Origin of the sequence: Methylobacterium sp. J-070 (genome assembly GCF_022829385.1) — a bacterium.
Taxonomy (GTDB): domain Bacteria; phylum Pseudomonadota; class Alphaproteobacteria; order Rhizobiales; family Beijerinckiaceae; genus Methylobacterium.
Genome location: NZ_JAKSXX010000116.1, coordinates 19913 through 45499, shown reverse-complemented (window position 1 = coordinate 45499; position 25587 = coordinate 19913). Strand labels below are relative to the sequence as shown.

The 25587-nt window shown below is 72.3% G+C and carries 18 protein-coding genes; 7 read left to right on the top strand and 11 right to left on the bottom strand.

The genetic code is table 11. The features are described from left to right. Positions 1–69 precede the first annotated feature (69 nt). Positions 70–1050 (top strand): c-type cytochrome, encoded by a 981-nt coding sequence (locus MKL01_RS09300; RefSeq protein ID WP_243904929.1) that lies wholly within the window; start codon positions 70–72, stop codon positions 1048–1050. A 173-nt stretch (positions 1051–1223) separates the two neighbouring features. Further along, positions 1224–2405, top strand: a complete 1182-nt coding sequence (locus tag MKL01_RS09295; protein ID WP_243904928.1) for a multidrug effflux MFS transporter — start codon at positions 1224–1226, stop codon at positions 2403–2405. 9 nt (positions 2406–2414) lie between these two features. Here the strand turns inward: MKL01_RS09295 and MKL01_RS35955 are convergent, their stop codons facing one another. The 3 genes from MKL01_RS35955 to MKL01_RS09280 form a co-directional block, all read right to left on the bottom strand. Further along, positions 2415–3857, bottom strand: a complete 1443-nt coding sequence (locus MKL01_RS35955; protein WP_243904927.1) for a TIGR04222 domain-containing membrane protein — start codon at positions 3855–3857, stop codon at positions 2415–2417. A 96-nt stretch (positions 3858–3953) separates the two neighbouring features. Next, entirely contained in the window at positions 3954–4460 is a 507-nt protein-coding gene (locus tag MKL01_RS09285; protein ID WP_243904926.1) for a GNAT family N-acetyltransferase, read from the bottom strand. Positions 4461–4526: 66 nt separating this feature from the next. Beyond that, a complete protein-coding gene (locus tag MKL01_RS09280; RefSeq protein WP_243904925.1) occupies positions 4527–5723 on the bottom strand; it encodes an MFS transporter in 1197 nt (398 codons plus the stop codon). Between the two features lie 148 nt (positions 5724–5871). On the opposite strand from MKL01_RS09280, the gene MKL01_RS09275 reads away from it, so the two are divergent. The 4 genes from MKL01_RS09275 (at position 5872) to MKL01_RS09260 (ending at position 8692) form a co-directional block, all read left to right on the top strand. Next, a complete protein-coding gene (locus tag MKL01_RS09275; RefSeq protein ID WP_409566232.1) occupies positions 5872–6585 on the top strand; it encodes a helix-turn-helix domain-containing protein in 714 nt (237 codons plus the stop codon). 205 nt (positions 6586–6790) lie between these two features. Continuing rightward, complete coding sequence (locus tag MKL01_RS09270; RefSeq protein WP_243904923.1) at positions 6791–7402, top strand: NIPSNAP family protein; 612 nt, start codon at positions 6791–6793, stop codon at positions 7400–7402. Between the two features lie 428 nt (positions 7403–7830). Continuing rightward, positions 7831–8196 carry an ArsR/SmtB family transcription factor gene (locus tag MKL01_RS09265; RefSeq protein ID WP_243904922.1) on the top strand — a complete coding sequence of 122 codons (366 nt, stop codon included), beginning with the start codon at positions 7831–7833 and terminating at the stop codon, positions 8194–8196. Further along, entirely contained in the window at positions 8174–8692 is a 519-nt protein-coding gene (locus tag MKL01_RS09260) for an SRPBCC family protein (protein WP_243904921.1), read from the top strand. Before MKL01_RS09265 ends, MKL01_RS09260 begins: the two co-directional genes overlap by 23 nt. Before the next feature lie 68 nt (positions 8693–8760). Here MKL01_RS09260 and MKL01_RS09255 read toward each other — a convergent pair whose 3' ends face one another. The 8 genes from MKL01_RS09255 to MKL01_RS09220 form a co-directional block, all read right to left on the bottom strand. Beyond that, positions 8761–9867, bottom strand: coding sequence for a microcin C ABC transporter permease YejB (locus MKL01_RS09255; RefSeq protein ID WP_243904920.1), 1107 nt, complete (start codon positions 9865–9867; stop codon positions 8761–8763). A gap of 235 nt (positions 9868–10102) precedes the next feature. Then, positions 10103–11956, bottom strand: a complete 1854-nt coding sequence (locus MKL01_RS09250) for an extracellular solute-binding protein (protein WP_243904919.1) — start codon at positions 11954–11956, stop codon at positions 10103–10105. Continuing rightward, positions 11953–13866 carry an extracellular solute-binding protein gene (locus tag MKL01_RS09245; protein WP_409566231.1) on the bottom strand — a complete coding sequence of 638 codons (1914 nt, stop codon included), beginning with the start codon at positions 13864–13866 and terminating at the stop codon, positions 11953–11955. Before MKL01_RS09245 ends, MKL01_RS09250 begins: the two co-directional genes overlap by 4 nt. 127 nt (positions 13867–13993) lie before the next feature. After that, positions 13994–16078 carry a hypothetical protein gene (locus MKL01_RS09240; RefSeq protein ID WP_243904918.1) on the bottom strand — a complete coding sequence of 695 codons (2085 nt, stop codon included), beginning with the start codon at positions 16076–16078 and terminating at the stop codon, positions 13994–13996. Positions 16079–16319: 241 nt separating this feature from the next. After that, entirely contained in the window at positions 16320–19139 is a 2820-nt protein-coding gene (locus MKL01_RS09235; RefSeq protein WP_243904917.1) for a DUF4159 domain-containing protein, read from the bottom strand. 7 nt (positions 19140–19146) lie between these two features. Beyond that, a complete protein-coding gene (locus tag MKL01_RS09230) occupies positions 19147–20058 on the bottom strand; it encodes a DUF58 domain-containing protein (protein ID WP_243904916.1) in 912 nt (303 codons plus the stop codon). A gap of 2 nt (positions 20059–20060) precedes the next feature. Then, a complete protein-coding gene (locus MKL01_RS09225) occupies positions 20061–21065 on the bottom strand; it encodes an AAA family ATPase (RefSeq protein WP_243904915.1) in 1005 nt (334 codons plus the stop codon). 242 nt (positions 21066–21307) lie between these two features. Beyond that, entirely contained in the window at positions 21308–21856 is a 549-nt protein-coding gene (locus MKL01_RS09220; RefSeq protein ID WP_243904914.1) for a formaldehyde-activating enzyme, read from the bottom strand. Positions 21857–22239: 383 nt separating this feature from the next. Between MKL01_RS09220 and MKL01_RS09215 the strand changes: the two genes are divergently transcribed. Further along, positions 22240–25401: a rhamnan synthesis F family protein gene (locus tag MKL01_RS09215; RefSeq protein WP_243904913.1), complete on the top strand. Its 3162-nt coding sequence runs from the start codon at positions 22240–22242 to the stop codon at positions 25399–25401. Positions 25402–25587: the final 186 nt, after the last annotated feature.

The following is a 25587-nucleotide window of genomic DNA, read 5'->3' as shown; positions in this document are numbered from 1 at the left end:
TGTCCGGTGTCCGAGTCTGCTGGCCCGTGCCAGGCGCGCGACTGGCCCCGGCCGAGTCGCGAGAAGAGCATGAACTCGTTCGAGGTGAACAAGGTCCTGGGTGCGGTCCTCGGCGCCCTGCTGTTCGCGGCCGGATCGGGTTTCGTGGCCGAGTTGATCTACCATCCGCGGCCGGCGGGCAAAGCCGGCTACGATCTCCCCGAGCCCGAGCCGGAATCCGCCGCCGCCGCGGCCCCGGAGGCCAAGGTCGAGCCGATCGCGGTCCGGCTCGCCAGCGCCAACGCCGAGAAGGGCGAGGCCGGCACCAAGGCCTGCCACGCCTGCCACGCCTTCGAGAAGGGCGGCCCCAACAAGGTCGGGCCGGACCTGTACGGCGTCGTCGAGCGTCCGAAGGGGGCGCATCCCGGCTTCGAGTATTCGGCGGCCATGAAGGAGAAGGGCGGCGCCTGGACCTACGACGATCTCGACGCGTTCCTGACGAACCCGAAGGGCTACGTGAAGGGCACCAAGATGGCCTTCGCCGGCATCGCCTCGCCGCAGGAGCGCGCCAACGTCATCGCCTACCTGCGCTCCAACGCGGACGATCCCAAGCCGCTGCCCGCCGCCGAGAAGAGCGAGGCACCGCCCGCCGCCACGCCCGCCGCGGCAAAGCCCGACGACAAGGCCGCCGCCCCGGACAAGCCCGCCGCCGAGAAGCCTTCCGCCGACAAGCCCGCCGCGGCGAAGCCGTCGGAGGGCAAGGCGAGCCCGGCCAAGCCCGCCGACACCAGCACCGCCAAGCCCGTCGAGGAGAAGTCTCCCGGCAGCCCGCGCGCGCCCAGCGAGTCGAGCGACCGCAACGCGCCGGCGCCGCCGGCCAACGCCCATGACGGTGACCAGACGGGCACCCCGTCGAGCGCGATCCCGGCGGAGCCGACCGCCCCGGCCGCGCCCGCCGCGAAGCAGCCGCCGGCCCAGGCGAACCCCGAGGCGGTGGACCGCGCCAAGGACTTGGACGTCGGCGGCCCGGCCAAGGACCCGAACGCCCCGCCGTCGGCCCCGAAGCCGTAGTCTGAGCCCGGGCCGGAGCGCGCAGGACCCCGGAGGCTCCGATCCCGGGAGGCGCGCGCCTCGGGATCCTCGGGGTGGATCCGTCCCCGCGGCATGGCTCCGGGCCCGACCTTTGCCTTGAGAGCGGCCGCGACCCGCCGTCCCGCGGGGTTGGACACCGCGAAGGAACGCCCTTGCCAGAGCGAAGACCCGATGCGGGGGAGCGCCGGGCACCCCTGCCGCTGCTGGTCGCCGTCACCATGACGGGAACGGTCGCCCTGCACATCTTCGTGCCGGCGCTCGCCGCGGCGGCGGCGGACCTGGGGACCAGCGCGGCGGGCGCGCAGCTCACCATCACCGTCTACCTGATCGGGCTCGCGGGCGGCCAGCTCCTCTACGGTCCGCTCTCGGACCGGTACGGCCGGCGCCCGATCCTGATCGGCGGTCTCGGCCTCTATCTCGCCGGCCTGCTCCTGGCGATCCCCGCACCGAATATCGGCGTCCTGCTGGTCGCCCGGGTCCTTCAGTCGCTCGGGGCCTGCGGTTCGCTGGTGATCGGCCGGGCGATGGTGCGCGACGTCTCCACCCGCGAGGACGCGGCCCGCAAGCTCGCGATCCTCACCACCGCGATGACGCTGACCCCGGCCCTGGCGCCGGCGATCGGCGGGGCGGTGAACGAGGCCTTCGGCTGGCGCGCGGTGTTCGTGGTCCTGGCCGGCCTCGTCGCCGTGCTGGGTGCCGCGGTGGTGTTCACCCTGCCCGAGACCAACCGGCACAAGGTGGCGCTGCCGGGCTTCGTCGCGGTGCTGGCGGGCTATCTCCGGCTGGTCCGGGTCCCGGTGTTCCGCGCCTACCTGGTGGCGGGGGCCTGCGGCGGCACCAGCCTGTACGCGTTCCTGGCGGTGGCGCCGTTCCTGCTCGTGGACCGGCTCGGGCGCTCCTCGCAGGAGGTCGGGTTCGATTGCCTGATCGTGGTGTTCGGCATGGTCGGCGGAGCGGTCCTGGCGAGCCGGCTCGCCGCGCGGGTGCCGATCCGCAAGGCGGCCCGGAGCGGCAACCTCCTCTGCATCGCGGCGGCGCTGACGCTGCTGGCGGTGGACCGCACCGGGATGCTCGGCGTCGTCAGCCTGATCGTGCCGCTCTTCGCCTACGCGGTCGGCGTCGGCCTGCTCAGTCCCAATGCCGTGGCCGGGTTGATGAACGTCGATCCGCACGCGGCTGGTTCTGCCTCTAGCCTCTACGGCTTCACGCAGATGACCTTCGGGGCGATCTTCACCGCTGCGGCTTCCGCCTGGCCCGCCACCTCGGCGACGCCGGTGGCGCTGGCGCTGCTCGCGGCCGGGCTGATCGCCGGACTGGCGCTGCGGCGGGCGTGAGGGCGGTCTTCAGTCGCCCCCGCCGCCCGCCTGGGCGCGGATGAGCCTGCCGAGCTCGGCCAGGTGGGTGCCCGCCAGGATTGCCGCGCCGCTCAGGGCGAAGGCGAACAGCACCTCGTGGTCCTGCGGCGCCGTCGCCGCCCGGCGATACCGCGTCCGGTAATGCGCGAGCGCGGCGCCCACGAGCGGCGTCCAGGGCGGCGTCAGGATCGCGACGACGAGGGCGAGGACGATGGTGGCCGCGATCAGCGCCAGGAGATAGCCGACCGGCTTGTCCCGGGCGTGGCCGACCGCGACCTTGATCAGGCCGAAGGCGACTGCGGCCATCCGCCGGTGCATCCGGGCGACCTGCGCGCTCCGGCGCGAGGCCGCGGGGGGCAGATCCGCCTCCACGGCGGCGAGGCCCGGCGCGATGTCCTGCACGAAGCGCCGGTCGCTGTAGCGCCCCTGGACCGCGCCGCGGAAACCCGCGACGGGTTCGAGCAGCGTGGCGCCGCGGCTGTCGACCTCGATCTCGGGGCCGCGCATGAGGCCGATCCCGGCGCCGACGCCGATGATCCGCGCCGAGCCGGCGTCGATGAAGTCGGCCAGCATCGTGTCGGCGGCGCGGCCGCGCCCGCCGGCGCGCCAGGCGAGATGCAGGAGGTCCAGGTCGCCGGCCACGCCCGCGACCGCGTCCGCGCGCGGGTCGGCATCGGGCCGATCGCGCCCGGGCCGACGTTTGGCCTGACCCAGCGCCACGACCGTCGCCAGGGCCGCGAGGCAGAGGCCGCCGTAGAGGATCAGGAAGGGCTGGGCCGGCCAATCGAACGGGTTGAGCGGCAGCGCGGTCCCGGCGGCCCGGGGCGGCGTCGCGTCCTGCAGGAACAGGGATCCGGCGAGGCCGAGACCGGCCCCGGCCCGGACGCCGCCGATCCAGCCTCGCCAGGGCAGGATCAGCGCCCCGTCGCGGTCGACCACCCGGAAGCGGGCGCGCCGCCGGAAGCGCCGGTGCGTCGCCGGCCAGTAGGCCGGATCGGCGGGTCCGGACCACGCCTCGTGCAGCGCCAGCGTCTCGGCATACTGAGCCCGGTCGCGCGCATCCGCGGCGGCGCCGCCCCAAGTGGGATCGTGGTGCAGCGGTGTCCGGAGCACCCCGGCGCACCAGACCTCCCAGTAATCGCGGGGATAGGTCAGGTGCTGGTGCCAGACCTCGTCGACCTCCTCGCTCGGGGTAACCTCGACGCCGCAGGTCACCGCCAGGAAGCAGAAGCGGCGATACGCCTCGACGCCGCCGCGGGCGTAGGCGAGGGACCAGCCCCGGTCGCGGGCGAGGCGCCGGGTGAAGTCGAGGCCGTGGTCCGCGCGCTCGAAGGGGTGGCGGGCGATCCGGTGCCACGTGTCGGTTTCGCGGGACGACCAGCGCGCGGGTTCGACGTCGTGAATCGGCGCCTCCCTGTCGAGGATCGGCACGGCGCGGGGGCGCGCGTCCGATCGCCGACCGTAACGCGCGACCTGTGCCGGAGGTGGCAGCGACGGCCGCCGCAGACCCGGAAGGCGGCCGTCCGGCTACCGGTCGCGTGCGGCCTCCACGGGACCCGCGACACCCGCGGCGAATCCGTCGGTGAGTTCGAGCCACAGGAGGCGCACGGGGTCGACCGGACCCGGCAGGGTCAGCCGCCCGGGCGGGATCGGGCTGAAACCGAAGCGGCTGTAATAGGGCGCGTCCCCCACCAGGATAACCAGCCCCTCGCCCGCCTGCCGGGCCGCCTCGATCGCCGCGCGGGCGAGGGTCCCGCCGATGCCCCGGCCCTCGAAGCTCGGATCCACCGCGAGCGGGCCCAGCATCACGAAGGCCGCCGGCCCGGCCCGCACCGGCCCCATCCGCACGGAGCCGACCAGGAAGCTGCCGACCCAGGCGGTGACGCCGAGGTCCATCCGCTCCGCCGCCCCCTCGCGCAGCCGGTAGGCGGTGCGGGCGAAGCGGCCGGGTCCGAAGGCCCGGGCCTGGAGACGCGCGATGGCGGCGGCATCCTCCGGCCGCTCGGGCCGGATGACGAGGGACAATGCGGTCACGGTGCGCTCGCGGGATCGGACGGCTCGCCGCGTAGCAGCGTCGAGGCGGTCTCGCAAACGGCCGCGCTACTCCGCCGCCGCCAGCGCCGGCCGGTCGCCGCCCTGGGTCAGCTTGAGGAAGCCGAGGGCCGACAGCCAGATCACCGCGCCACAGGCCGAGGCAAGGCCGAGCACCAGCGCGAAGCCGCCGCGGTCGTGCAGGAGCGCGATGGCCGGCACCACGAAGCCGCTCGCCGTGAAGCCCACGAAGTAGCGGACGCTGTAGGCCCGCGCCCGGTAGGCGGGGGGCACGTAGCGTGCGATCATCGCGTCGTTGATCACCACCTGCCCGTAGATCGCCGTCATGGCGAGCACGAGCCCGGCGAGCAGCGGCAGGCCGGTGGAGAGGGCCGCGATCCCCAGGCCCAGCGGCTGCAGCACCGAGAGCGCCGCGAACAGGGCCGGCAGGCTGAAGCGGTCGATCAGCCGGCCCATGGCGAGCTGCATCAGGGCGCCGAACAGGAACACGCCGGTCGCGAGCGACCCGATCAGGGCCAGCGGCAAGGCGTGGCCGACCCCTTCGTCGATCACCTTGGGCAGGCTGATCGTCGTCAGGTTGAAGGTCAGCCCACCCGCGAAGATCGCCAGGGCGAACAGCGCCATCAGCGCCCAGGGCCGCGTCACCGGGATCACCGCCGCGCCGCCGGCCTTGCGTCCGCCGGCCTCGCCGTCGCCCGGCACCAGCGCCAGGAAGGCGAGCCCGCAGCCGAGACAGACGAGGCCCGGCACCACGAAGGCCGCACGCCAGCCGAGTGTCGTGGCGAGGAGCGCGGTGACGCCGGAGGCCGAGGCCGCGCCGAAATTGCCCCAGACGCCGTTGATGCCGAGATCGCGCCCGAGCCGGCGGGCATGGGTCACCAGCATGGCCGAGCCGACCGGGTGATAGATCGCCGAGGCGAGGCCGAGCACGCACAGCCACAACGCGAAGCCGAGCGGCGTCGAGGCGGTGGCGACGCCGAGGCACGCGAGCCCGTAGCCGAAGAAGAACACCGCCAGCATGGTGCGGCGCCCGAACCGGTCGGCGAGCGATCCCATGGGCAGGGAGCAGAGGCCGAAGGCCACGAAGGCGCCGGTGGCGAGCCCGATCAGCTCGCCGTAGCCGAGGCCGGTCTGGCTCGCGATGGCGATGACGGCGGTCGGGTAGATCAGCAGCACGAAGTGGTCGAGGGCGTGCGCGACATTGACGAAGCGCAGGGTGCGGCGGGACAGGGTATCCGGTTCCATGCGGCGTATCCTCCGGGACGATCCCCTGATAGCCTGACCCGCTGGAGGTGTCGGGCCGGACATGTATGGAGACGGGCCATTCTCGCCGGGATCCGCGCGGTCCACGAACGCCGCCGACTACCAGGACGTGCCCCGCGCCGTCGCGGTCATGCCCAAGACGTACGCGGCCGGGATGGTGCTGGACCGGCACTTCCACCCGCGGGCGCAGCTGCTCTACGCCACCGCCGGCCTAATGATGGCCTCGGCCGAGGACGGAACCTGGGTCGTGCCGGACGGTCACGCCCTGTGGATCCCGCCGCGCCTCCCGCACGCGGTGGCGACCCACGGCGCCGTGGCGATGTGCTCGGCCTATCTCGATCCGGCAGCGGTCGTGGGCTTTCCGACCGGCTGCCGGGTGATCGCGGTGTCGCGCCTCCTGGCGGCGGCTCTCGTGGCGCTGGCCGAGGAGCCGATCCTCTACGCGGCGGACGGGCGCGGGGGCCACCTCGCCGCCCTGGTGCTCGACGAGATCGGCCGCGCCCCGGAGACGCCGCTCACCCTGCCGCTTCCCCGCGATCCGCGCCTGCGCCGGGTCTGCCTCGGCATCATCGCGGATCCGGCCTCGGCGGACGACCTCGATGCCTGGGCCGACCGCGCCGGAGCGAGCCGGCGCACCCTGACGCGGGGGTTCCGCGCCGAGACGGGCCTGAGCTTCGGCGACTGGCGGGCCCGGGCCCGGGTGATCCGGGCGATGGCCCTCGCCGCCGAAGGGCGGCCACCCCGGGCGGTGGCGGCGGCGGTGGGATATCGGAGCGCGCAGGCCTTGCGCGGGACGATGGCGCGGGTGTTGGGGCCGGCCGGAGCGCGCCAGGCGCCCGCCTGATCCTTGCCGGGTTGCCGAAGCGACCCAGTTTCCACCGTGAGCCTGGAGGCCGAGGGTGCGGCGTCCTCCGGCCGAGGATGTCGGCGTCCGTGGGAGCGCAGCGAAGCCATCCAGCGGCGCCGCGCCCGTCGATGCCGCGCTACGCTGGTCCCTTCGCTGCGGGCGAGACGACGGAGAGGACTGCTTCAACCGGGTCGGTCGAACCATGCTCTACGAACTCGCAACGCTGTCGTGCCCGTTGCTGTCGCTCGGCCAAGTCTGCGAGCGGGCGCGAACCTGGGCGGCCGAGGCGGAGGCCGGGACGCTGCTCGGCTGCTGGCGGACCGACATCGGCACCCTCGGGCGGGTAATCGTCCTGCGCGGCTTCGACACCCCGGAGGCGATGACCGCGGAGCGGCGGCGCGCCCTGATGAGCGCCGCCCCCTTCCATGCCGGCGATCTGCTCACCGCCCTGACGATGGACAGCTACGCGCCGTTCCCGTTCCTGCCGCCGCTGCAGACCGGCCCGCGCGGCGGCGTCTACGAGGTCCGCACCTACCGGCTCCGGCCGGGCGGCCTCGCGCCGACGCTGGCGGCCTGGAAGGCGGCGATGGCGCCGGCCCGGGCTTACACCGCGCACCTCGTGACCAATCTCTACGCCCTCGACGGCGCGCCGCGGATCACGCACATCTGGGCCTTCTCCAGCCTGGAGGAGCGGGCGATTCTGCGCGGAAACGCCTACGGGGCCGGCGTCTGGCCGCCGAAGGGCGGCCCGGACCAGATCCTCGAGGCGACCTCGACGATCGCTTTGCCGGATCCGGGCTCGCCGCTCGCCTGACCCGAACGCCTCGCGGGTCGGATCCAGCGCGCGAGATCCCCCTGAAGGTCCGCATCGGGTGGGTTCGCGAGGGTCGTCGTCCGGATGGCCGAGGCATCGAAGCCGACATCGCCGTCACACCCGCTCGCGACCCGACCCCGGCATAACGCCCTGACGGTACGGGGCCGCGCGGACCGCGATCGAGGGACCCGCGCGATCCGGCGTCGCCGATGCCGGAGGCGCCTCCGCGCGTCTCCGCGATAGCCACCTCGGACCGTCGACCCGGACCCGGTGGACGAGGGAGTTGCGTTCAGGACGGAGCCTCGGCTCTCGGGTGATGCGCCACCGTCAGTCCTCAACCCTTCACCGTCGCCAGAAGGTTTCGTGTCCAGATGGCCGAGGCGCGTCAACTTGCGGGATCCCGCCCGATCCGATAGAAACTGAACTCGATGGTTCAGCTTTTGGCGACGCGCCTCGATGCTTCCTTCGCGGCGCTCTCGGACGCCACACGCCGGGGCGTCCTGGAGCACTTGGGGCGTGCCGATGCGTCGATCACGGAACTGGCAGACAGGTTCCACATGACCCTCACGGGCATGAAGAAGCACGTCGGCGTCCTGGAACGGGCGGGACTGGTCACGACACAGAAGATCGGACGCGTGCGGACCTGCAAGCTCGGCCGCAGCACGTTGGCGGAGGAGACGGCCTGGATCGAGGCGTACCGCGGGCTCTGGGCGTCGCGATTCGATGCGTTGGATCAGATCGTCGAAGAACTGAAGCAGAGGGAGACGTTCGATGGACGCAGGCAGACGGAGTGATCCCGCCGCCGGGAAGGCCCGCACGACGGTGGAGCGGACATCGGACAGGGAGCTCGTCGTCACCCGAATCGTCGACGGCCCGGTGCACCTCGTGTTCGAAGCCTGGACGAGGCCGGACCTGTTCCGGCGCTGGTGGGCGCCCAAATCGTTCGGCGTCTCTCTGGTCTCCTTCGAGGCCGATATCCGCACCGGCGGAACCTACCGGCTGATGATGGGCCACCCGTCCTCGGAGAAGCCCATGGCGTTCTTCGGTCGATACTTGGACGTGACGCCGCATGGCCGCCTCGTCTGGACCAATGACGAAGGCGGTGACGACGGAGCCGTCACCACGGTGACCTTCGAGGCATGGAATGGCGCGACACGGGTCATCGTGCGCGAACTCTATCCGTCGAAGGACGCGCTCGACGACGCCATGGCCTCCGGAAGCACCAGCGGCTGGGGCGAGCAGTTCGAGCAGCTGGACCAGCTCGTCGCGAGCCTGGCCCCGGAGGCCTGAGCGAGATCGGCGCCGCTGCCCGGCCCGTCCTGGACCCTCCCCGGCGTCCGGGGTCGGAGCTGCATCACTCAGGTCGCCCGTGCCGAGAAATCGATCCGCGGGTCGATCCAGACGTAGATCAGGTCCGACAGCAGGTTCACCGCGAGCCCGAGCAGGGAGAAGATGTACAGGGTCGCGAACACCACCGGATAGTCGCGCCCGACGATCGCCCGGAAGGACAGCTCACCCAGGCCGTCGAGGGAGAAGATCGTCTCGATCAGCAGCGAGCCGGTGAAGAAGGCCGAGATGAAGGCCCCGGGGAAGCCCGCGATCACGATCAGCATGGCGTTGCGGAACACGTGGCCGTAGAGCACGCGCCGCTCCGACAGGCCCTTCATCCGGGCGGTCAGCACGTACTGCTTCCGGATCTCGTCGAGGAACGAGTTCTTGGTGAGCAGGGTCGAGGTCGCGAAGGCGCCGATCACCAGGGCGGTCAGCGGCAGCACCATGTGCCACGCGTAGTCGGTGACCTTGTGCCATGTGGAGAAGCCCTCCCAGCCCTCGCTGGTCAGGCCGCGCAGCGGGAACCACTGGTAGAACGAGCCGCCCGCGAACAGGATGATCAGCATCAGCCCGAACAGGAAGCCCGGGATCGCGTAGCCGATGATCACCACGAAGGAGGTCCAGCGGTCGAAGCGCTCGCCGTCCTTCACGGCCTTGCGGATGCCGAGCGGGATCGAGATCGCGTACGACAGCAGGGTCATCCACAGGCCGAGCGAGATCGAGACCGGCAGCCGCTCCCGAATGAGCTGGATGACGGTGACGTCCCGGAAATAGCTGCGGCCGAAATCGAACCGGGCGTAATCCCAGAGCATCTTGGCGAAGCGCTCCGGCGCCGGCTTGTCGAAGCCGAACTGCTTCTCCAGCTTGGCGATGAAGTCCGGGCTCAATCCTTGCGCGCCGCGGTAGCGGGAGCCGGCCTCGCCGCCGCCGCCGGAGGGCCGGGAGCCGCCGCCGAGATCGCCGGAGCCGCCGGTCACACGCGACATCGCACCGTCACGCTGACCCTGGAGCTGCGACAGCACCCGCTCCACCGGTCCGCCGGGGGCGAACTGCACGATGGTGAAGGTGATCAGCATGATCCCCAGCAGCGTCGGGATCATCAGGCCGATGCGGCGCAGGATGTAGGCGATCATGGTCTCTCAGCCTTCGCTTGACGACGAAATCCTGCCCTCGATGGCGCGATGGCGGCGGCGAACTTACCGCATCGGCTCGGGAAGGGCGCGACCGGCCCCCTCTCCAGCACGGGGGAGGAGACCCGCGCTCCCTCTGGCAGCCATGCGGCCGATCACGATGTGTGAGTCCGGCGGGGACGGGAGCGTCGACGGGCCATTCAAAGTCTCCGGACGTGATTGGGCGCGAGACAGGCCTTCAGCCCCGCCCGATCCGCTTGGCTTTCTGGGCGTCGAACCACCAGACCCCCGGCGCCCCGAGGTCGTATTTCGGCGGGCTGGCGGGGCGGCCGTAGACGTCCCATAGGGCGAGGCGGTGGGTGGTGGCGTACCACATCGGCACCCAGTAGCGCCCGGCCCGCAGCACCCGGTCGAGGGCCCGGCAGGCGGCGGTCAGGTCCGCCCGCGATCGGGCGTCGGCGATCGCGGTGAGCAGGGCGTCGACGGCCGGGCTCGCGATCCCCGACAGGTTGTTGGAGCCCGCGGTCGCGGCCGCCCGGGCGCCGTAGGTCTCGCGCAGCTCCGCCCCGGGCGTCAGGCCGCTGCTGTAGCGGCGCGGCGTGACGTCGAAGTCGAAATCTTTGAGCCGTGTCTGGTACTGCGACGGGTCGACCACGCGCAGGCTCGCCTTGATCCCGAGCAGCCCGAGGTTGCGGATGAACGGCTGCGTCACCGCCTCGAACACCGGGTCGTCGTCCAGGAACTCGAGGGTCAGCGGCTGCCCGCTCGGCAGCACGAGGGTGCCTCCCTGGCGGGTGCAGCCGGCCTCGCGCAGCAGCGTGTCGGCGCGCTTGAGCAGCGCCCGGTCCTGGCCGGACCCGTCCGAGACCGGCGGCGTCCAGGCCTCGCCGTAAACCTCGGGCGGCAGGTCCTTCAGCGGCTCCAGCAGGGCCAGTTCCTCGGCCGAAGGTTTTCCCGTCGCCTTGAGGTCCGAGTTCTCGAAAAACGAGGCCGTGCGCGCATAGGCGCCGTACATCAGGTTCCGGTTCGACCATTCGAAATCGAAGCACAGGCCGATCGCCTCGCGCACCCGGGGATCGCGGAACGCGGCGCGGCGGGTGTTGATCCACCAGCCCTGCGTGCCGCTGGGCCGCGCGTCCGGCACCGTGTCGCGGACCACGCGGCCCTCGGTGAGCGCCGGGAAGTCGTAGCCCGTGGCCCAGACCCGGGCGGTGAACTCCTCCCGGAACGTGAAGGCGCCGCTCTTGAACGCCTCGAACGCCACGGTGCGATCGCGAAAATACTCGTAGCGGATCGTGTCGAAGTTGTTCTGGCCGACATTCACCGGCAGGTCGGCGGCCCAGTAATCCGGCACCCGCACGAATCCGATGGAGCGGCCGGGATCGACCGTGCCGACCCGATAGGGGCCGGAGCCCAGCGGCGCCTCCAAGGTCGAGGCCTCGAAGTCGCGGGCGCCGTAATAGGCCGCCGAGAAGATCGGCAGCTGCGCCACGAACAGCGGCAGGTCCCGGGCGCGGCCGGGCGCGAAGGTCACGACCAGCCGCTCCTCGCCGTCGGCCTGGGCCTCGGTCATGGGGCGGATCACCTCGGCGATCTCGGGATGGCCCTTCTCGCGCAGGAGCGTGAGGCTGAAGGCGGCGTCGCGGGCGGTGAGCCGGGAGCCGTCGTGGAACCGGGCCTGCGGACGCAGCGCGAACGTGTAGGTCAGGCCGTCCGGGCTGACCGCCACCGACCGCGCTGCCAGTCCGTAGACCGCGTCCGGTTCGTCGAGCGCCCGGACCATAAGGCTGTCGAAGGTCAGGCTCATCCCGGCGGCGCCCTCGCCGCGCAGCACGTAGATGTTCAACGTGTTGAAGGTGTTGAACGCCTGGTTGCCGGTCGTGCCGGCGAGCTGGGTCGAGAAGCGGCCCCCGCGCGGCGCCATCGGGTTCACGTAGTCGAAATGGTCGAAGGTCGGCGGATACTTCAGCTCGCCGAAGCTGGACAGGCCGTGGCGCTCCCCGCCCACGGCCCGGGCCGGCCGGATCGCCGCGAGGGCGCCGGCACCGAGGACGAGCGCGCGCCGGCTCGGCGTCCAGAGGCGACCCGTCAACGGGGCGCCCCGGTCTTGGCCGCGAGCGCGGCATCGTACCACCACGTCGTGGGGAAGCCGGAGCTGGCGTAGAGCGGCAGGATCGCCGGGTGGCCGAACCGGTTCCAGCGCAGGGTCCGCTGCTGGTTGGAGGACCATTGCGGCACGACGTAGTCGTGGGCCAGCAGCACCCGGTCGAGCGCCCGGGTGGCGGCGATCACGCCCGGCCGGTCCTTGGCGAAGATCACCTTCTCGATCAGCGCGTCGATGCCGGGATCCTTGATGCCGATCAGGTTGCGCGAGCCCGGTTTGTCGGCGGCCGTCGAACCCCAGTACTCGCGCTGCTCGTTGCCCGGCGAGAGCGACTCGCCCCACGAGGTCGTGGTGACGTCGAAGTCGAAGCCGCGGATCCGGTTCTGGTACTGGGCCTGGTCTATCACGCGCAGCGTGGCGTCGATGCCGATCAGCTTCAGCTGCGCCGAGAACGGCAGGATCACCCGCTCGAAGGTGTTCTGGAACTCCAGAAACTCGACGGTCAGCGGCTCGCCCGTGGCCTTGTTGACCATCTTGCCGCCGCGCAGCTCGTAGCCCGCCTCGCGTAGCAGGCCGACGGCCTCGCGCAGGTTTTTCCGGACGGCCTCGGGGCTGTCGTTCACGGGGTTGGCGTAGGGCGTCGTGAAGACCGATGCCGGGACCTTGTCCTTGACGCTCTCCAGGATCGCCTTCTCGTCGCCCTCCGGCAGGCCCGAGGAGGCCAGCTCCGAGCCGAAGAAGTAGGAGTTGATCCGGTTGTACAGGCCGTAGAACAGGGCCTTGTTCATCTCCTCGTAGTTCATCGCGAGGTTGAAGGCCCGGCGGACGCGCGGATCCTTGAACTTCTCTCGGCGGGTGTTGAACACGAAGGCCTGCATGATGCCCATGCCGCGGTCTGGGAACGCCTCCTTGATCAGGCGCCCGTCCTTCACGGCCGGGAAGTCGTCGTACGCGGTGGCCCAGTTGCGGGCGACGTTCTCGGCGCGGAAGTCGTAGAGGTCGCCCTTCAGCGCCTCGACCAGCACGGTGCCGTCGCGAAAATACTCGTAGCGCTCGGTGTCGAAGTTGTAGTGCCCGGCATTCACCGGCAGGTCCTTGCCCCAGTAGTCGGGCACCCGGGTGTAGGTGGCGCTGCGGCCGGGATCGAACTTCGCCAGGCGGTAGGGGCCCGAGCCCAGCGGCGGCTCCAGGGTGGTCTCGGTGGGATTGCGCGGCTTGCCGTTGGCATCCTTGGCAGTCCACCAGTGCTTGGGCAGCACCCGGAGCTGCCCGATCACCTGCGGCAACTCGCGGTTGCCGGTCTCGGTGAACGTGAAGGTCACCTCGTGCGGCCCGGTGGCCTCGGCCTTGGCGACGGTCTGGTAATAGGCGGCGTAGAACGGGCTGTTGGCCTTGAGCAGGTCGAAGGACCAGACCACGTCCTCGGGGGTGATCGGCTGGCCGTCGTGCCAGCGGGCATTCGCGCGCAGGCGGTACGAGACCGAGCCGAGATCGGGGGCGACCCGCACCGCCTCGGCGAGCAGGCCGTAGGAGGTGAACGGCTCGTCCGACGACTGGGTCATCAGCGGATCGTAGATCTGCTGGATCCCGCCCTCGAGATCGCCCTTCAGGCCGGCGACGACGATATTGAAATTGTCGAACCCGCCCTGCGCGCCGAGACGCACGAGGCCGCCCTTGGGGGCGGCCGGGTCGGCATAGTCGAAATGCTTGAAGTCGGGACCGTATTTCGGCTGGCCCATCAGCGTCAGCGCATAGGTCCACTGGCCCGTGGCGGCCGGCGGGAGCGCCGGCGTCGACGGCATCGCGGACGGCTCCTGCGCGCGGGCCGGGGCGAGGTGGAGGCACGCGGCCAGGAGCGTCGCGGCGAGGAGGCGTCCGGTCACGGTCTTCGCTGTCACGGGCAGGCTGTCTCCGGTGTGTGGACCCGCGCGGGGGGCGGGTATCGGGGCTCATAGGCCGAGCGCGCCCCGCCCGTCGAGCGTGCAGGCGTGCGCCGCATTGCAGGATAGGGCGCGCGAGCCCCCCTCACGCAGCCCGACCTCGCCGTCCCTCCACCAGCCACATGGCGAGCAGGGCGGCGGCCAGCGCGGCCAGGGCCGCCAGCCCCAGCGCCAGCGGATAGACCTCGACGCCGCGGATGTTGGCGCTGTCGCTCGGCCGGAAGCCGATCCAGTCCGCGCCCGCGAGCCGCCCGCTCCGCACGGTGGCGAGACGCGGCACCTGGACCGCGCCGCCGGCCTCGGCGACGCGCCGGATCGAGCCGCCCGAGCCCTCCGCCACCGCCTTCAGGCGCTCGGTGTCGCTGAACACGTCGGCCAGTTCCCGGGGGTTGGCCGGCCCGACGCTGACGAAGGCCACGAGATTGCCCGAGCGCAGCGTGTGCAGCCCGAGCGACTCGGCCTCGAAGGTCGCGGTGAACAGGCCGGGCTCGCCGGGCTTGAGGGTCAGCGTCGTCACCTTGCCGGTCGGCCCCGTGACGGTGACCGGCTCGGTCTGGTCCGCCATGGTCTGGCGCTCGACCCGGACCTCCCGGCCGCGGCCGGTGGTCTGCGCGCGCAGGGCTTCCTCCTCGAGCGCCGGCTCCTTCATCAGCCAGTGGCCGAGGCGGCGCAGCAGGTCGAGATACGGGCCGCCCTCCTGGTAGCCGCGCGCCCACAGCCAGGCATGGTCGGACAGGAGCAGGGCGACGCGGCCCTTGTCCTCCCGCGACAGGGCGAGGAGCGGCAACCCCTCGGCCCCCGACAGGATCGGCTGGATCCCCGGGCGGGTCCGGGCCTCGACGATGCGCAGCCAGTCACCCCAGGCCGGCGGGGTCGCGTCCGAGCCCGGCAGGGCGCGCGTGACCGGGTGCCGCTGGCCGACCTGGGTCGGCGTCGCCTTGTAGGGCTTCTCGACCACCCGCCCGTCCGGATCGCCCGGCAGAATGCCGGCGAGGCGCGTGCGCGCGAGGCTCGCCGGCCCGGCGAATTCCGGCCCGGCGGCGATCAAAAGGGCGCCCCCCTCGCGGACGTAGCGGACGATGTTGTCGAAATAGGCCTGCGGCAGCACGCTCTGGTTGGCGTAGCGGTCGAAGATGATCAGGTCGAAATCCTTGATCTTCTGGACGAACAGCTCGCGGGTCGGGAAGGCGATCAGGGAAAGTTCCGAGATCGGCGTGCCGTCCTGCTTCTCGGGTGGCCGCAGGATGGTGAAGTGCACGAGGTCGACGTTGGCGTCAGACTTCAACAGGTTGCGCCACGTGCGCTCGCCCTGGTGCGGCTCGCCGGAGACCAGAAGCACCCGGAGCTTCTCGCGGATGCCCTCGATCGGCAGCACCGCGCGGTTGTTGACGGTGGTCAGCTCGCCCGGCAGCGGCTCGACCTCGATCTCCACGACGTTGGGCCCGCCATGCTCGATCCGCAGATTGAGCGCGAACGGCTTGTCGGTGGCGACGTCGCGGCGGCCCATCTCCTCGCCGTCGCGGCGCACGGTGACCACCGCGTGGCCGGTGCCGCCGCGCTCCATCACCTCGGCGCGGATTGTCAGGTCGCGGCCGACGATGCCGAAGCGGGGCGCTTCCAGCAGCTTGATCTGCCGGTCGCGCTCGTCCGGATGCCCGGTGACCAGCACGTGCAGCGGCGCCTTGACGCCGAGCTGGGCCAGGGAGGCCGGGATGTCGTGGACCACCCCGTCGGTGAGCATCACGATCCCGGCGAGGCGCTCGGGCGGCACGTCGGCCAGCGCCTGGCCGAGGGCGGTGAACAGCTTGGTGCCGTCGTCGCCGTCCTTGGCGTCGGGCACGTCGATGAACCGGGGCTCGATGTCGGTGAGCGCCCCGAAGCGGCGCTGCAACTCGGCCCGGACCGTGTCGGTCATCTGCGGACGATCGCCCAGCGCCTGCGACCCGGACCGGTCGACCACGATGGCGGCGACGTCCTTCACGGGCTCGCGGTCCTCGCGCACCAGCGCCGGGTTGGTCAGCGCCGCCAGCACCAGGGCGAGGACGAGGGCGCGCAGCCAGGCGGTCCGGCCCCGCGCCAGGACGGCGAACACCGCCAGGACGGCGACGATCACGCCCAGGACGGCGATGGCCGGCCAGGGGATGAGGGGGGTGAAGCTGAGGCTCAGCATGGGGCGGAGCACTCCGGATCCGTGACGCGGCGTCTCCCTCCCCCCCCTTCGGGGCAGGGTGGCCCCTGCGTCGGCAGGGGTCGGGAGAGGGGAGCGACGCAGAAGGAAATGAGTCGGCCTTCACGAAGGCTTCTGCCCCGTCCAGACGCCGCGCTCCCCTCTCCCCCCCTGCTGCGCAGGGTACCCTCCCCCGCAGAGGGGGGAGGGGTGACCGTGCCGCACGCGTCAACGGGAAAGGAACTCACTGACCCAGCCGCTCCAGCAGGGCGGGGACGTGCACTTGGTCCGCCTTGTAGTTGCCGGTCAGCGTGTACATCACGATGTTGACGCCGCCGCGGAACGCCATCTCGCGCTGGCGCTGGTCGCCGCCGACCACCGGGTAGAGCGGCTCGCCCCGGCGGCCCACCGCCCAGGCGGCGGCGAGGTCGTTGCCGGTGATGATGATCGGGCTGACCCCGTCGCCGGCCCGGGCGGGGCGGCGCTCGGCGCCCTCCGCGGCGGGGGGAAGCGCCTCGACCCAGGTCTGGCCGGTGGCGTAGCGGCCGGGGAAGCTATCCACGAGGTAGAACGCCTTGGTCAGCACGTGGTCGAGGGGAACCGGTTCCAGTTCCGGCACCTCCAGCGTCGCCAGCATCTTGCGCAGGTAGGTGGCCTCGGGGGAGGCCGGGCCCCCCGGCCGGGCGGTGAGGGCGTCGCGGGTGTCGAACAGGACCGTGCCGCCGTTGCGCATGAACGCGTCGATCCTGCGGATCGCGGCCTCCGAGGGCTGCGGCCGGCTCGGGGCGATCGGCCAGTAGATCAGCGGGTAGAAGGCCAGCTCGTCCTTGGCCGGATCGATGCCGGCGGGTTCGCCCGGCTCCAGGGCGGTGCGGGCGGACAGCATCTGGGTCAGGCCGGTGAGCCCGGTCCGGCTCGCCTCGTCGAGGCCGGCATCGCCCGTGACCACGTAGGCGAGACGCGTGACCAGCCCCGATTCGATCCCGTTCGGCCGGTTGGCCACCGGCTCCTCGGCCCGCGCCGGTTGACCCGGCAGGCCGGCGAGCAGCAGCAGGCCGGCCATCGCCAGCACCGCCGGGCGCCCGCGCAGGCGACCGGCCAGCCCGCCGCGGCGCAGGAAGCCGCCGAGCCACAGGCCCGCCAGGGTATCGACGGCCAGGAGCAGCAGCGCCAGGGTGAACAGGCTCGGGCGCAGGTCCAGGGTTTCGGCCCCGGCGAGCGACCCGACGCGGGCGCCCTCGAGCGCCGCGGCGTCGAAGGGCTTCAGGCGGTCCTCCGGGTTCAGGGCGTTCACGCTGATGCCTCCGTCCGGCGGACCATAGAAGCCCGGCGGGTGTTCCAGGCTCGCCCGGTCGGCGTAATCGGCCGCCACCGCGGTGGCCGAGACGGGGGGCGAGCCCAGCGCCCCGAACCCGTCGAGGGTCACCCGGGGGGCGAGCACCGGGGCCGCCGCCCGCGGGGCCTCGCCGGGGCGGGGCACCGCCGCGCCCGCGAGGGCCACGACGCGCCGGAGCATGTCGATGAACAGGCCCGAGAGCGGCAGGTTCGACCAGGTCGTGTCGGCGGTGACGTGGAACAGAACGAGCATCCCCTGGCCGCGCTTCTGCGCGGTGACGATCGGCGTGCCGTCCTCGAGGGAGGCCCAGGTGCGGTTCGGCAGGTCGCCGTCTGGCTCGGCCAGGATCTGGCGGCGCACGCCGATGTCGGCCGGCGGCTTCAGGCCGGCGAAGGGGCTCTCCGGCGGGAACGGCGCCAGGGTCTTCGGGCTGTCCCAGGACAACGTCCCGCCGAGCGTCCGGCCGCCCCGGCGCAGCCGCACCGGCACCAGCGGATCGTTGCCGGCGGCGAGCCGGGGGCCGGCGAAACGCAGCAGCATCCCGCCCTCCTTGACGAAGCTCTCGATCCGCGCGGTGGTCTTCTCGTCCAGCGCGCCGACATCGGCCAGCACCAGGACCGAGACCTGGTTGTCGAGGAGCTGGTTGATCGACTCGGCCGTCCCCTTGGCGCCGCGGGGCTCCTGCACGTCCGCGAACGGCTGGAGCGCCCGGGCCAGGTAGTAGGTCGGCGCCAGCAGGGGCTGGGCCTGGTCGAGGGTGCCGCCGAAGACGAGGCCGACCCGGCGCCGCTTGCCGCGCTCGTCCTGCAGCACCACGGCGCCGGCGGAGCGCTCCCCCGCGATCTCCAGCCGGCTGATGCTGTTGCGCAGCTCCACCGGCATCTCGAACGTGGCCTGTGCCTCCGTGGTCTCCGCCGCGAAGGCGAAATCGCGCTCGGCCAGCGGCAGGCCCTTCTGGTCCAGCGCCCGGATCACCCCGGCATCGCGACCGTTCGGGGCCGCCCGAAGGGCGCGGGCGACGAGGGTGCCGCCCTTCTCGGTGACGGTGAGCGCGAGCGCCGGCGGCCGGTCGGCCCGCAGGATCGTCAGCGCGGCGCCGCTGCCGCCGACGAGGGCGGCGAGGCCCTTGGCGAAGCGTTCGTCGCCGGCCCCGGCGACGCCGTCGCCGATCCAGACGAGGCCGGCCCCGGGGTTCTTCGCCAGAAAGGTCTCGATCGTCGCGAGATGCGCGTCGCGGACGGGCAGGATCGGCCGGGGCGCCAGGGCGCGCAGGCGCTCCAGCGCGGCGGCCGGCACCTTCGCGTCGAAGGCGGCGGGCGCGTCGGCGAGGCCGATCACCGCCACCGGCCGTCCGTCGCGGGCGGCGCCTTCCACGGCGTCGGTGGCGACCCGAAGCCGGTCGCGCCAGTCGTGGGCGGCGGTGAACCCGTTGTCGAGCAGCACGAGGAGCGCGCTGCGGCCGCCGCCGGCCCCGACGCCGCCGGCGTTCCAGACCGGCCCGGCCACCGCCAGGATCAGCGCGGCGGCGATGAGCAGCCGCAGGATCAGCAGCCACGGCGGCGTGCGAGCCGGGTTCTGCCGCTGCGGCATCAGGTCGGCCACGAGCTTCAGCGGCGGGAAGTCGATCCGGCGCGGACGCGGCGGGGTCACCCGCAGCAGGAACCACAGGGCCGGCAGGCCGATCAGGGCGGCGAGCGCCAGCGGCGCGGCGAAGGTCAGACCCAGCATGGCGACCTCACTCCGGCCCGCGCGCGGCGATCAGCGTGGCGAGCCGCAGGGCCGCCTCGCTCGCCGGGCGGTCGGTGCGATGGATCGTCAGCGTCCAGCCCTGCTGCCGGGCGATGGCGGCCAAGGCGGCCCGGTGCTCGGCGATCCGGGCCCGGTAGCGCGTCCCCCAGGCATCGGCATCGCCGATGTCGAGGCTGAGGCTGCCCTCGAGATCGTGCAGCACGGCCTGGCCGGTGAACGGGAACGTCTCCTCGATCGGGTCGACGATCATCAGGAGATGCCCGCGGCTGCCGCGTCCGGCGAGGCCCTGCACGGAGGCCGCGATCCGGTCGGGCTCTGTGAGGAAATCGCCGATCAGCACCACCTCGTCGAAGCGGGCCGGGCTCGTCCGCGTCGGGAGATCCCGGGTCAGTCCGGCGGTGTCGGCGACGAGGGCCTGCGCCAGACGCTCGACGATGCCGCGGGAGGCGCTCGCGCGGGTCAGGCCGAGGAGGCCCACCCGCTCGCCGCCTTCCACGAAGGCGTCCGCGAGGGCGAGGCCCAGGACCAGGGCCCGTTCGATCTTGGACGCCGACGCCAGGTCCGAGACGAAGCCCATGGAGGCCGAGCGGTCGATCCACAGCCAGATGTTGTGGGCCGCTTCCCATTCGCGTTCGCGCACGTAGAGCCGGTCGTCGCGGGCCGAGCGGCGCCAGTCGACCCGCGCGGCGGCCTCACCGGTGACGAAGGGCCGGAACTGCCAGAAGCTCTCCCCCGGTCCCGCCCGGCGGCGCCCGTGCAGGCCGTGGGCGAGCAGGCTCGATACGCGCCGCGCCTCCAGGACGAGGCGGGGCATCTTGTCGGACAGGGCGGTCGCGCCCTCGCTCTCGCGCCTGCCGGGTACGCGCCTGCCTGCATCGAGGGCGTTCGTCGCAACCAAAGTCAGAGCTTCTCCGCGAGCTTGTGGATCAGGCCCTCGATGGTCTCGCCGTCGGCCCGGGCGGTGTAGCTCAGCGCCATCCGGTGCTTGAGCACCGGCTCGGCCAGGGCCTTCACGTCGGCCACCGAGGGGGCGACCCGGCCCTCGATCAGCGCCCGGGCGCGGGCGGCGAGCGTCAGCGCCTGGCTGGCGCGGGGGCCCGGCCCCCAGAGGAGCTTGTCCTTGACCAGGGCGTCGCCGCCCTCGGGCCGGGCGGCGCGCACGAGGTCGAGGATCGCCTCGACCACGGCCTCGCCCACCGGCAGCCGGCGCACGAGGCGCTGGGCGCTGAGCAGCTGCTCGGTGGCCATCACGGCGCGCGGGCGTACCTCGTCGACACCGGTGGTCTCGATCAGGATCCGCCGCTCGGCGGCGCGGTCGGGATAGCCGACGTCGATCTCCAGGAGGAACCGGTCGAGCTGGGCCTCGGGCAGCGGGTAGGTGCCCTCCTGCTCGATCGGGTTCTGGGTGGCGAGCACGTGGAACGGCCGGGGCAGGTCGTGGCGGGCGCCCGCCACGGAGACGTGGCCCTCCTGCATGGCCTGGAGCAGGGCCGACTGGGTGCGCGGGCTCGCGCGGTTGATCTCGTCGGCCATCAGGAGCTGCGTGAAGACGGGACCCTGCACAAATCGGAACGCCCGGCGGCGCTCGGCATCCTCCTCCAGGATCTCGGTGCCGAGGATGTCGGAGGGCATCAGGTCCGGGGTGAACTGCACGCGACGCGCATCGAGGCCGAGCACGGTGCCGAGCGTCTCCACCAGCTTGGTCTTGGCCAGCCCCGGCAGACCCACCAGCAGGCCGTGGCCGCCCGCCAGGATGGTCACGAGGGCGAGGTCGACGACCTTCTCCTGCCCGAAGATCACCCCGTGGATCGCGTCCCGCGCCGCGCCGACGGCGGCGAGGCAGCTCTCGGCGGTCGCCACGATGCCGTCGTCGAGGGTCGTGGCCGGGTTGATCCCCTGCGTCATGCCGATGTCCATCTCCTGCCCGGGGCCGCGCGGGACCCCGCCGGTCATCCCCCGAGTGTGGGGCCGATGGCACCGGGCTGGCAAGGTCGGGATCGCCGCACGGCGATTCGCGGTCATCCGTCGCCCTGGGCGAGGCGTAGTCCGGATCTTCAGGCGTCGAACACGTTCCGCCGGCGGCGCGGACGGGGACTGGCCTGCGCTCCGGCTCGGACCGTCCTCCCCCGCCGGCTGGATGACGAGGGTCAGATCTTCCCCTGAAGGCCCATCGTGTAATACTTGTGCACGATCTTGTCCTGGTTCTCCAGCAGCCAGTCGATAGACGGCTCGTTGGTCATGGCCTTGCGGATCGCCTCGGTCATGCCTTTGCGCTGGATCTCGAACAGCGCCTTGTGGTCGACCGTCTCGGCCTGGATCACCCCGGGGCTCAGCCAGACCGAGCAGATGATGCCGAGGTCGTTGGCCTTCTCCTTCGGGATGTAGCCCGCGCGCACGGCGTCGAGCACGCCGTTGGCGATGGCGAACTGCACCGTGCCCATCAGGATCGACGTGTACTTGCTCTCGGTCACGCTGACCTTCGAGACGCAGAGGGTCACCGGCCGGACCATGATGTCCGTGTTGAGCAGGGCGAAGACCCGGCTGTGTCCGACCACCTGGTCGCCGGTCAGCGTCGCGATGGCGGTGCCGACCGGACCGTCGAGCTCGCCGATGATGACCTCCGGCTCGGAGGCGGTGTTGGGCGGGCCGCCCGCCACGAGCGCTTCGCCGGCGCGGAGGATGATGCGTTCACTCATTACGGTCGGCTCCATGGGTTCCGGCACGCGGGCGCCGCCCCTCGGGGCGTGACGCCTCCGCGCGCCCGGCTCGTATACGAACGCGGCCGCGGCCGGATAGACGATCCGGCGTTTTTCTAAAATCTGCGTCCCGCCGGCGTGTGCGACTCCCGCGCCGGGGCCGCCGCGGGGACCGTCCGACCGCGCGGCGCTCCGCCTCGACCCGTCCGCGAATCCCGCCCGGCGCCGGTCTGGCTCTTGGCGCGGGCGGGCCGGACCATTAGGAAGGCGCCCAAGCCGGGGCGGTCCCGTCCGCGACCGCCGGACCGGCCGAACCCCCTGATGTCTCTCGCGGATCGCGGCGTGGGCAGCTTTGCGGGCTTCCCGCGTATCCGGACCATGCCATGCGCCTTCGAGATGTGTTCGTCGCCGGATCGTCGGAGAAGGCCGGCCTCGCCGGGGCGGCGCAGACCCTCGCACGGCCCCTGACCCGTCGGCTCAAGCGCCGCCGCCGCGCGGAGCCCCGACAGGCGGATCTGGTCCAGGCCGTGAAGGACTCCGGGCTGTTCGATCCGGCCTGGTACGCGCGACGCTACCCCGACGTGGTCGGCGAGGGCATCGATCCGGTCGTGCACTACGCGGTCCATGGCGGCCGCGAAGGCCGCTGGCCGTCGCCGCTGTTCCACGGCGACCGCTACCTCGATGCCGTGCCGGGCCTGCGCGCCGAGGCCGTGAACCCGCTGATCCACTATGTCGAGCGCGGCGCCGCGGCCGGGATCGCCCCCAACCCGCTGTTCGACCCGGATTGGTACGCCGAACGCTATCTCGGCGGCGGCGAGCACCGCGCCGGGGCGTTCCGCCACTTCGTCGGCAGCACCGACACCGACCCGTCACCCCTGTTCGACACGGCCTGGTACCGGTCCCGCTACCCGGACGCCCGGGCGGCGGGCGGCAACGCGCTCGCCCATTATTACGAGACCGGCCGGAAGCAGGGCTATCTGCGCACCCCGGAGGAGTTCGCCGGCCTGTCGCGGCATGTCGACCTGATCCGCCGGTCGGGCCTGTTCGACGCCGTTTTCTACCGCGCGCGCTGCCCCGAGGCGGAGACGAGCGGGCTCGAACCCCTGGAGCATTACGTGATGGCGGGCGGCCACCGCCGGTCCGCACCCCACCCCCTGTTCGATCCCGACTGGTACGCCGCGCAATCCGCCGCGGTGCGCGCCGACAGCCTCAACCCGCTGGTCCACTACCTCGAGCACGGCGCCGACGAGGGCCTCGATCCCGGCCCGTGGTTCGACACGCGCTGGTACGCCGAGACCTATCTCGCCGACGACGCGACCGGGCAGAACCCGCTGGTGCACTTCCTCGCCGACGGCGGTCGCACCACCAGCCCGTCGCCCCGCTTCGACGCGCCCTGGTACCGCGCCCGGTACCCGAAGGTCGCCGCCCTCGGGCTCAACCCGCTCGTCGACTACGTGACCACCGGTCTGGAGGCGGGCCGCCTGACCCGCCGGGTCGCCGGTGCCGCGGTGCCGGAGGCGGCCGACGCCCGGCTCTCCTGCCTGAAGCGCACGGCGCGCCGGCACGGCCGCACGGCCCTGTTCATCACCCACGCGCCGGAGGGGCGGATCCGGGGCCATGTCGAGCCCTACCTGAAGGCCTTCGCGGAGAACGGGACCGACATCGTCCTGATCATCGCGGCCGACCAGCACAAGAACGCGGTACCGGAGGCGATCCTGGATCTCTGCGCCTCGGTCTATCTCCGGGAGAACCGAGGGTTCGACTTCGCCGCCTGGGCGCATGTCCTCCTGGAGGATGTCGACATCCTCGATTCCGAGACGCTGTACCTCGCCAACGACAGCCTGGTCGGCCCCCTCGACCCGGTCGACTTCGCCGGGCTGCTGGCGAAGATCGACGCCTTCCCGGAGGCGGTGATCGGGCTCGCCGACAATTTCTACTACAGTCACCACCTTCAGAGCTTCTTCCTGGCCCTGAAGCGGCGCTGCCTGTCGTCCTACGCGTTCAGCCACTTCATCCAGTCCGTGGCGAACTGGCCGGACAAGAATTCGGTGATCACCGAGTACGAGCTGACCTTCTCGGGACGGATGCGGGCCGCGGGGCTCGGCATGCGCAGCCTGTTCTCGGCCCAGAACAAGCACATGACGCTGGTCAACGACCCGCGCAACAACCGCACCCTGTTCGACTGGGAGAACATGCTCGGCCAGGGCTTCCCGTTCGTGAAGCGCTCGCTGCTCGGCGAGCATGCCGCGATCGGCGGCGCGGCGGTGCGCGACGCGATCGGGGAGCGCGGCTTCGACCTCGACCGGCTCGACCAGACCTACACGTATCCGGGGGACAAGATCTGGGCGGACCTGCGCCGCCCCCAGGCGCCCGCGCGGCCGCTGCGCGTCGCCTACGTGTCACCGATGAACTACGCCAACGGCCTCGGGGTCGCGGCGCGCAGCTACGCCCGCGCCCTGCAGCGCACGCCGTTCGCGCTGAACGTCCACCCGATGGAGCGCCCGTTCCATGTCCATGCCCGGGTGGCGCCGGCCTGGCAGGCCCGGAGCTTCTCGGGGCCGGCGGATGTCGCCCTGGTGCATTTCAACGGCGACAGCTGGCACTCCCTGATGAGCGACCGGCAGCGGGCGATCGCCGCGGAGGCGCGGCTCAAGATCGGGCTGTTCGTCTGGGAGACCTCCCACGTTCCCGGCGGCTGGCTGCCCACCGTCGACGGACTCGATGCGATCTGGGCGCCGACCGAGTTCTGCGCGGCGATCTTCCGCCAGATCACCGACATCCCGGTCGACGTGGTGCCCTACGTGGTCGAGAACGAGGTCGGCGAGCCGGCGAGCGCCTCGGCCAAGGCGAACCTGCGCAAGGCCTTCGCGATCGACCCGGCCAAGCGGGTCATCCTCTACGCCTTCGACGGGTCGAGCTATCTCGCCCGCAAGAACCCGCACGCGCTGATCCGGGCCTTCCGGGCCGCCGGGCTCGGCCAGGGGGGCTGGCAGCTGGTGCTCAAGACCAAGCACGTCTTCGACCTGCCCGAGGAGGGCAAGAAGCTGCTCGACCTCGTCGGCCGGTCCGGCGACGTCGTGGTGATCGACCAGCCGCTCTCCCAGAACGAGCTCGGCGCCCTGTTCGACCTCTGCGCGGTCTACGCGTCGTCGCATTCCTCGGAGGGGTTCGGCCTGACGATCGCCGAGGCGATGGAGATGGGCAAGGTCGTGGTCGCCACCGATTACGGCGGCTGCCGCGACTTCCTCGACGCCACCTGCGGCTTCCCCGTGAAGGCCGAGGTCACTGCCCTCGACCAGACCTACGGCCCGTATCTGCGCGGCGCCGAGTGGGGGCAGGTGGACGAGGCCGACCTCGCCCGCGCGCTCACCGATGCGGCCCGGGCGGTGACGGGCGGCGACGCGGCGCGGATCGGAACCGCCGCCCGGGCGCGCATCCGCGAGCGGCTGTCGATCGGCGCCGTGGCGGCCGCCATGGAGGCGAGCCTCGACCGCCTGCTGGAGCATCATCCCGAGAAGCGGGTGCCGGCATTCGAAAAGAGATGATGGCGCATCGAGATTTGCGTGCGGCGTCCGGTTTCCGGATGCGGTTCATGGCAACGACGCCAGCGTCGCCGCGCGCGGCGCGGGTCCCCTCTCCCGTGGGGGGGAGGGATCAGGTCTGTCCGGAAGAGGCACGACGGGACTGCGCGTCGCCGGCGAGATCCATCCTGAACCTTCCCGTCCCTCACC

Excerpts from the sequence above, each read along its gene's own strand:
- MKL01_RS09260 (WP_243904921.1), top strand. The coding sequence starts at position 8,174 with ATGGACGCAGGCAGACGGAGTGATCCCGCCGCCGGGAAGGCCCGCACG.
- MKL01_RS09235 (WP_243904917.1), bottom strand. The coding sequence starts at position 19,139 with ATGCTGGGTCTGACCTTCGCCGCGCCGCTGGCGCTCGCCGCCCTGATC.
- MKL01_RS09275 (WP_409566232.1), top strand. The coding sequence starts at position 5,872 with ATGCCCAAGACGTACGCGGCCGGGATGGTGCTGGACCGGCACTTCCAC.
- MKL01_RS09265 (WP_243904922.1), top strand. The coding sequence starts at position 7,831 with ATGGTTCAGCTTTTGGCGACGCGCCTCGATGCTTCCTTCGCGGCGCTC.
- MKL01_RS09280 (WP_243904925.1), bottom strand. The coding sequence starts at position 5,723 with ATGGAACCGGATACCCTGTCCCGCCGCACCCTGCGCTTCGTCAATGTC.
- MKL01_RS09300 (WP_243904929.1), top strand. The coding sequence starts at position 70 with ATGAACTCGTTCGAGGTGAACAAGGTCCTGGGTGCGGTCCTCGGCGCC.
- MKL01_RS09215 (WP_243904913.1), top strand. The coding sequence starts at position 22,240 with ATGCGCCTTCGAGATGTGTTCGTCGCCGGATCGTCGGAGAAGGCCGGC.
- MKL01_RS09255 (WP_243904920.1), bottom strand. The coding sequence starts at position 9,867 with ATGATCGCCTACATCCTGCGCCGCATCGGCCTGATGATCCCGACGCTG.
- MKL01_RS09240 (WP_243904918.1), bottom strand. The coding sequence starts at position 16,078 with ATGCTGAGCCTCAGCTTCACCCCCCTCATCCCCTGGCCGGCCATCGCC.
- MKL01_RS09220 (WP_243904914.1), bottom strand. The coding sequence starts at position 21,856 with ATGAGTGAACGCATCATCCTCCGCGCCGGCGAAGCGCTCGTGGCGGGC.
- MKL01_RS09270 (WP_243904923.1), top strand. The coding sequence starts at position 6,791 with ATGCTCTACGAACTCGCAACGCTGTCGTGCCCGTTGCTGTCGCTCGGC.
- MKL01_RS09225 (WP_243904915.1), bottom strand. The coding sequence starts at position 21,065 with ATGACGCAGGGGATCAACCCGGCCACGACCCTCGACGACGGCATCGTG.